Consider the following 7,749-nt stretch of genomic DNA (forward strand, 5'->3'; position numbering starts at 1 on the left):
CCTGACCTGACAACATTCATTGCGAAAGCTCAGTAAAACGCTGATTATTAATTGATATATGCCGAAATCCGTCGCGATATGGGACTTCGTTGTTGAATTAATTATGTGACTTACGTCACGAATATGCGGACCTTAGCATCCCGGCGTAGAGATGGGGCGAAGACTGTCGGGCGCGATGTTCGATCGCCGATCAGGCTGCTGAACGAGCAACCGTTCGATGCCGGTCTTCGATACCCGATCTTCGGTGCAGGGTTTCAATAAGCCGCTTCGGCCGAGAGCACCGCCGGCACGGTGCGCAGCAGGATCGACAGGTCCAGCCACAGAGACCAGTTCTCGATGTATTCCAGGTCGTACTCGACGCGCTTCTGGATCTTTTCGAGGGTGTCGGTTTCGCCGCGATAGCCGTTGATCTGGGCCAGACCGGTGATGCCGGGCTTGACCCGATGGCGAGCGACGTACTCCTCCACCGCGTCCTCGAACAGCACGTTCGCCGCCTTGGTCGCGGTGGCGTGCGGGCGCGGCCCGACCAGGGACATGCTGCCGCCGAGCACGTTGAACAGCTGCGGCAGTTCGTCGAGGCTGGTCTTACGGATGAAACGGCCGACCCGGGTCACGCGCGGATCGCCGCGACCGGTCTGGCGCTCGGCGTGCGCGTCGCGCAGGTGGTGATGCATCGAACGGAACTTGTAGACCTCGATCAGGCGCTGGTTGTAGCCGTAGCGCTTCTGTCGGAACAGCACCGGCCCAGGCGAATCGAGCTTGACCGCGACCGCGACCAACAGCAGCAAGGGCGACAAGGCGAGCAACGCCAGCGAGGACAGGATCAGGTCTTCGCACCGCTTATAGACCGGCGACCAACCCTGCAGCGGCGGCTCGGCGACGACGAACATCGGCACCCCGCCGACCGGCACCATGCTGCGATGGGCGAAGCGGAAGGTGCTCATGTCGGGGATCAGCAGCACCTGCACCGACAAGCGGCGCAGACGCTGGGCCAGGGCCTCGTTGCGGCCCTGCGCACCGGCCGGCAAGGCCACCAGGATCTGGTCGACGCGGCCGTCCCGGACCAGGCCTTCCAGCGCATCCAGGCCGCCCAGGTGCGGCAGCGACGGCGGCGGCGCTTCGCGCAGGCGATGCACGGCGCGATCGTCGATGTAGCCGATCAGGCCCGAGACCACGTCCGGGCGGTGATGGACATGATCGGCCAGACGCATGGCGTTGTCGGTCATGCCCAGGATCACCGAGCGCTGGATGAAATGGCCCTGGCGAATGCGCCGCTGGAAGAAGGCCAGCATCGCCATCCGGCTCAGCAGGAAGCCGGCCAGGCTCAGCCCGTACCACAGCGACAGCAGCTCCAGCGGCACCTCGGCGATAAAGCGGAACAGCAGGTGCAGCAGCACCATCAGGCCGAACGAAGCGCTCCAGGCGATGAAGGTGCGGCGGATCAGCAACAGGTTGCTGAACATGTCGCGGCCATACATGTCGAAGCTGTTGAACACCAGCAGGCACAACAGCCCGGAGAGCATCGACATTGCCAGATAGCTGCGCACCGCGACGGCCTGATCGACCTGCAGCAAGGCCACCACCAGCACGCTGGGCGCCGCGGCGACGACGAAATGGATCAGCCGCGCCATCGCTACCGTGTAGCGGATCGCCGTCGGCTTGGCGAAGGCGAATATGGCGTTGGAAAACGGAAGTCGCATCTTGAATCGCAATGCCCACTGCAGACGGGAACAGGGGCATACGGCGGTCGACGTCCCTGCCAATGTGCTCCAGGCTCGGATTCTGTGGGGCCGATGTGTGACGAGATCGCGAAGAAATTGCCGAGATTCGTCACGTTCTAATGTGCTTCGAAATACATTGATCGATGCAGCACGCACCCGATACGGCGCGGCCTCGCCAATGAATACGCTGAACTCGCCGCGAGTGTTCGCGTCGTCGCCGAGCGCATCGCGATGCGGATGTGCTTAGCCACACGCCTGCCATATGCGGACGTTAGGGTTTCGCCACCTCGTGCCGAGCCAGCGCCATGCACGCCAACGATCCGCATCGTCGTCGTTTCCTCGTCCGTACCGGCAACGCCCTCGGGCTCGCCGCCGCCAGTTGGGCCCTGCCCGCCGGCGCCGCGCCGGCCATCCTCACCGCCGAGTCTGCGCGTCCGCGCCTCGACTACGGCATCCAGTTCGGCGACGTCGGCACACGCCAAGCGACGGTCTGGGCGCGCAGCGACCGCGCCTCGCGCATGTGGGTGGAAGTCGCCGACAACGAAGCTTTCCGTCGCGCCCGTTCGTTGCGCGGGCCGCTCGCGAGCGCCGCCTCCGACTACACCGCCCGCCTCGACCTGCCCTTGACCCACGGGCCCGCGCAACGCTTCGTGCGGGTCGCCTTCGAGGACGCACGCAGCGGCATACGCAGCGCCTGGACCGAAGGCCGGCTGCGCAGCGCGCCGCAAGGACGCGCCGATGCGCGCCCGATCCGCTTCGTCTGGGGCGGCGACGTCGCCGGGCAGGGCTGGGGTATCAACCGCGAATTCGGCGGCATGCGCATCTTCGAAGCGATGCGCTTGCGCGACCCCGACTTCTTCCTGAACTCGGGCGACACGGTCTATGCCGACGGCCCGATCCAGGCCGAAGTCGCGGCCGAGGACGGCCGCGTGTGGCGCAACCTGGTCGCCGAAGGCGTGCACAAGGTCGCCGAGACGCTCGACGAATACCGCGGCCGCTATCGCTACAACCTGCACGACGACAACCTGCGCCGCTTCGCCGCGCAGGTGCCGCAGCTGTGGCAGTGGGACGACCACGAAGTCGTCAACAACTGGTCGGCGTCGAAGGACCTTAGCGCCGACGCCCGCTACACGGTCAAGGACGTCGCGGTGCTGGCGCGCCGCGCCCGCCAGGCCTTCCTGGAGTATTCGCCGCTGCGCCTGGACTGCGGCAGCGAACGCACGCGTATCGACCGCGTGGTCCGTTACGGCCCGCAGCTCGACGTGTTCATGCTCGACATGCGCAGCTATCGCGGGCCCAACACCGCCAACCTGCAGCCCGGGCCGGACGCCGACACCGCCTTCCTCGGCCGGCGCCAGTTGCGCGAGCTCGCCCAGGGCCTGCGCCAATCGCGCGCGACCTGGAAGATCGTCGCCGCCGACATGCCGCTGGGCTTGCTGGTGCCCGACGGCGTCGACGCGCAGGGACGTGCGCGCTGGGAAGCCGTGGCCAACGGCGACGACGGCCTGCCGCGCGGACGCGAACTCGAATTCGCCGAACTGCTGCGCGCCATCCGCGAGGTGCGCAACGTGGTCTGGCTGACCGCCGACGTCCACTACTGCGCCGCGCACTACTACGATCCGGGGCACGCCGCGTTCCAGGACTTCTCGCCGTTCTGGGAGTTCGTCGCCGGGCCGCTCAATGCCGGCTCGTTCGGCCCGAATGGATTGGACGGCACGTTCGGCCCGCAGGTGGTGTTCCAGCGCGCCGCCCCTAAGGCGAACGCCTCGCCTTTCGCCGGCTACCAGTTCTTCGGCGAAGTGAACATCGATGCCGATAGCTCGGCATTGACCGTGGACCTGCGCGGGCTCGACGGCGTCAGCGTGTTCAGCAAGCGCCTGCAGGCGCAGTGACCGGCGCCCGCACGGCTTAGGCGCCGCTCGCACGCGCGAGCGCGCGCCCGGATGCGGCGGCCGCGGGTTGGAACGCAGCGATGCGCCGGCCGCCGTGGCGGCGGAGGAAGGCTGCGCTTAGGATGCTTGGCCAGCTTCCGGAGCCGAGCCCGCCATGACCGACTTGCGTGTGTACCAGATCGACGCCTTCACCCGGCAGCGCTACCAAGGCAACCCGGCCGGCGTGGTCGCCAACGCCGAAGGGCTCAGCGACGAACACATGCAGTTGATCGCGCGCGAACTCAACAACTCCGAGACCGCCTTCATCCTGCCGGCCGAAGCCGCCGACCACGACCTGCGCGTGCGTTTCTTCACGCCGACCACCGAAGTGCCGGTCTGCGGCCATGCCACCGTCGCCGCCCACTTCGTCCTCGCTCTCGAACGCGGCCTGCCGGCGAAGCCCTGTCGGCAACTGACCGGCGCCGGCATCCAGGTCATCGAGACCCTGCGCAGCGACGACGGCTTTCGCATCGCCATCGAACAGAACCGGCCGAGCTTCGAGCCGAAACTGTCGCGCACGCTCGCCGCCGAAGTCGCGGCGGCCCTCGGCGTCGACGCCCGCGCCCTCGACCCGCGTTGCCCGGTGCAGTTCGTCTCCACCGGCCACGGCAAGTTGCTGGTCGGCCTGCGCGAGCTCCGGCAATTGCAGGCGCTGGTACCGGACGCCGCGCAGTTGATCGCGCTCGGCCCCAAGGTCGGCGCCAAGGGTTTTTTCGTCTTCAGTTTGGACAGTGAAGACGATGCCCTGACTCATGGCCGCATGTTCGCGCCGGCGATCGGCATCGCCGAAGACCCGGTCACCGGCAATGCCAACGGCCCGCTCGGCGCCTATCTGGTCAAGCACGGTTTGCTCGAAGCCCGCGACGGCGTCGCCCGGTTCCGCGCACGCCAACAAGCCGGCAACGGCCGCGGCGGCCAGATGGACGTGACCGTCCGGGTCGAACGCGGCGAGCCGAGCGGCGTGCGCATCGAGGGCGATGCGGTGACCTGCTTCTGGGCGACCTTGCCGCGCACGTTCTGAGGCGCGTCGATAGCGTCTTTCGGGTTGCTCCGCCATAGCCGGCGGCGAAAGAACCCGGCAAAGCAAATCCCCCCAGCCCCCTCTTTCAAAGGGGGGAGCAGTCATGCAGCTTGGACCAGACCGGATATCGCCCCTCTCGCCGAATTACCCCCGTTTGGAAAAGGGGGGCTGGGGGGATTTGCTCTTGTCGCCATAAAGTCGCCCTGGAGCAGATCGCCTCAGCTTTCATCGGCGAGCGGATCGATGCCCCGCCAATCGATGGTCGCGCAGGACCTCCATAGCCTACGCCGCAAACCGCGATGGTTTCGACATATCGAGCGATCCGAAATCGACTGATCCGAATGGGCGCTGCCGCCATCGAAACGACTCGGCGTGCACTTGCAATCGGAAACTGAGACGCAGCGCGTGAAGGCCGTCGCTTCTCGACCATCGCGCTTCGCGATTTTCCATGTCCTTATTGCCGACGTCGGTCACGGATCGATAATTGGCGAATTTCCCCGGTAAAAAAGCAATTTCCGCATACTCGATAAAGCCGTCGAAAGGCATTCACGCGGCAATCACGATCCGGATTCTGTGACCATGCACGAACGATAATGCGATATGCATCGCTACTTCGATCGACAAACTCGCTGAGTCGTTGACCGCCCTGACAACAGGACGTAACACTGTCTGGGCAAGATGCAATCCAAGGTTTCGTCGAACAACGCCTCGCGCACTAAAAACAACAACAGCGAGCCGTTCCATTCCGATCCGTCCGCACTCCGCCGCATGGAATGCGCGACGATATTATTCGTGACACGGAGCAAGTCGATTGAAAAACCCCAGCGCTATCGCCGCGGGATCGGTCCTACCCACGATCCCATCGATTCGGATCCTTCCACCGCAGGCGCCCATGCGCTCGGCCCGGTCGAACGGCACCGTGCCCGAACCTTGTCCGGGATGATCTGTCCGGAATGATCTGTCCGGAATGATCGGCAGGCCATAGCGCGGCGGCAGCGTCGATTCGCATCGAATCCGCTGCCGATCAAACCCTGAGCGACACAACGTGCCGATCGGCATGCGTTATGCGCGTGCCGCAAGAGTTCATCGCGCCGATTCGGTGCGCGATCGTCTGTGGCCGCAGTCCGGCCGGGCGAAGAAGACCAGCCGAAGAAAAACCAGTGCAGTCACCTCACCGCCGTCCTTTCGTGGAGTTCGCATGAGCAGTTCCTACAGCGACTTGTGGCGCCTGATCCGCACCGGCAAACCGTCCCTCGCGCTGCTGTCGCTGGCGGCGCTGACGGCGATGGCCTCGGTCGCCGGCACGCTCTGGTTTCCGATTCAGACCAAGCAACTGATCGACGATTTCGGCAACGGCGGCATCGACCCGAGCCGCATCGCGATCCTCGCCGGGATCCTGATCGCGGCCAACCTGGTCGGCGCGATTTCCGCCTATCTGCTGGCGCGGGTCGGGTACCAACTCGTCGCGCGCCTGCGCGCATCGTTGGTCGACAAACTGCTGAGGCTGCCGATCGCGTCCTTCGACAGCGAAAGCAGCGGCGAGCGGGTCAGCCGGGTGGTCCGCGATTGCGAGTCGATCTCCGAGCTGACCACGCGCCAGGCGATCAATCTGCTGACCGGCGTGCTGCTGCTCGGCGGCTCCATCGTGGTCCTGCTGCTGCTCGACGTGCGCCTCACCCTGACCTTGCTCGGCTCGATCGGCGCGGCCTTCGTGGTGATGATCCCGATCGCCTTCCTGCTCGACGGCCTGTCGCGCCGCATCCAGGACCGCACCGCGCGGCTCAGCGGCATCCTCACCCACGTGTTCCAGGAGATCCGCCTGGTCAAGGCCTTCACCGCCGAACCGCGCGAACGCGAGCGCAGCGAAGAAGAGATCGAAGGCCTCAAGCAACTCGGCTGGCGCGTGGCGCGGGTCAACGCCGCGCTGGAACCGCTGATGAGCCTGGCGATGACCCTGGCGATCATCGTGATCCTGGTCTACGGCGCTTCGCGCGTCGCCGCCGGCGAGATCACCATGGGCACGCTGACCGCCTTCATCCTATACATCTTCAACGTCGCCAACCCGCTGGTCCAACTGACCAACTTCACCGCCGAGCTGCAGAAGGCGAAAGGCGCGTCGGGGCGGATCAGCGCGATCCTCGCCGAGCCCGAGGAAGAACCCCACCCCGGCCGCGCCGAGCGCCGCAGCGGCGGCATGCTGGAATTCCGCAACGTCTCTTTCGGCTACGCCGGCCGCGACACCACCGTGCTGCACGGCATCGACCTGCAGTTCGCGCCGGGCACCACCACCGCCCTGGTCGGTACCAGCGGCAGCGGCAAGACCACGATCCTGTCGCTGATCGAACGCTTCTACGAGCCCAGCGGCGGCGAGATCCTCTACGACGGCCAGCCGATCTCCGGCTTCCCGCTGGTCGACTGGCGCGGCAGCATCGGCTACGTCGCCCAGAACGCGCCGATCATGCCCGGCAGCGTGCGCGACAACATCGCCTACGGCCTGGCCGGCGAATTCTCCGACGAAGCCATGCGTTCGGCCGCCGAGCGCGCCGGTGCGCTCGACTTCATCGAACGCATGCCGCAGGGCTTCGACACCGTGTTGATCGAACAGGGCAACAACCTGTCCGGCGGTCAACGCCAGCGCATCGCCATCGCACGCATGTTCCTGCGCGACCCGGACTTGCTGATTCTCGACGAGGCCACCTCCAACCTCGACAGCGAAACCGAACACCAGGTCAAGTTGGCCCTGGAATCGCTGATGCAGGGGCGCACCAACATCATCGTCGCCCATCGCCTGTCCACGGTCATGCACGCCGACCGCATCTGCTTCCTCGACAGCGGCCGGATCTCCGGCGTCGGCAGCCACGGCGAACTGATCGCCACCCACCCCTATTACGCCCGCCTGGTCGAGCGCCAGTTCCAGCGGGCGCCGGAGCCGGCCTTGCTCGAAGCCGACTGACCCGAGCCGTACGACTCCGCCGACGGCCCTCGCGCCGTGCGGCTATGCCGCGCCCGGCCCGCCGGTGCGGCGCACCGAACGAAACGACATCCAGCGCTCCATCTTCAGCCCATCGGTGAGTTC

The 7,749-nt window shown here is 66.0% G+C and carries 5 protein-coding genes; 4 read left to right on the forward strand and 1 reads right to left on the reverse strand.

Translation table 11 applies throughout. The features are described from left to right. Window positions 1-254: 254 nt before the first annotated feature. Window positions 255-1,700, reverse strand: a complete 1,446-nt coding sequence (locus EX88_RS0100985; protein WP_031370164.1) for an undecaprenyl-phosphate glucose phosphotransferase — start codon at window positions 1,698-1,700, stop codon at window positions 255-257. A gap of 326 nt (window positions 1,701-2,026) precedes the next feature. Here EX88_RS0100985 and EX88_RS0100990 point away from each other — a divergent pair, with 326 nt between their 5' ends. The 4 genes from EX88_RS0100990 to EX88_RS0101000 all read left to right on the forward strand — a co-directional run bounded on the left by EX88_RS0100990 (window position 2,027) and on the right by EX88_RS0101000 (window position 7,626). Then, entirely contained in the window at window positions 2,027-3,613 is a 1,587-nt protein-coding gene (locus tag EX88_RS0100990; protein WP_031370165.1) for an alkaline phosphatase D family protein, read from the forward strand. Between the two features lie 154 nt (window positions 3,614-3,767). Then, window positions 3,768-4,673, forward strand: a complete 906-nt coding sequence (locus EX88_RS0100995) for a PhzF family phenazine biosynthesis isomerase (protein WP_031370166.1) — start codon at window positions 3,768-3,770, stop codon at window positions 4,671-4,673. Window positions 4,674-5,351: 678 nt separating this feature from the next. Continuing rightward, entirely contained in the window at window positions 5,352-5,630 is a 279-nt protein-coding gene (locus EX88_RS25585; protein WP_152566013.1) for a hypothetical protein, read from the forward strand. Between the two features lie 241 nt (window positions 5,631-5,871). After that, a complete protein-coding gene (locus EX88_RS0101000; protein ID WP_051884287.1) occupies window positions 5,872-7,626 on the forward strand; it encodes an ABC transporter ATP-binding protein in 1,755 nt (584 codons plus the stop codon). Window positions 7,627-7,749: the final 123 nt, after the last annotated feature.

Source organism: Lysobacter antibioticus (assembly GCF_000731095.1).
In the GTDB taxonomy this organism is placed as follows: Bacteria; Pseudomonadota; Gammaproteobacteria; order Xanthomonadales; family Xanthomonadaceae; genus Lysobacter; species Lysobacter antibioticus_B.

Excerpts from the sequence above, each read along its gene's own strand:
- EX88_RS0100985 (WP_031370164.1), bottom strand. The coding sequence starts at position 1,700 with ATGCGACTTCCGTTTTCCAACGCCATATTCGCCTTCGCCAAGCCGACG.
- EX88_RS0100990 (WP_031370165.1), top strand. The coding sequence starts at position 2,027 with ATGCACGCCAACGATCCGCATCGTCGTCGTTTCCTCGTCCGTACCGGC.
- EX88_RS0100995 (WP_031370166.1), top strand. The coding sequence starts at position 3,768 with ATGACCGACTTGCGTGTGTACCAGATCGACGCCTTCACCCGGCAGCGC.
- EX88_RS25585 (WP_152566013.1), top strand. The coding sequence starts at position 5,352 with ATGCAATCCAAGGTTTCGTCGAACAACGCCTCGCGCACTAAAAACAAC.
- EX88_RS0101000 (WP_051884287.1), top strand. The coding sequence starts at position 5,872 with ATGAGCAGTTCCTACAGCGACTTGTGGCGCCTGATCCGCACCGGCAAA.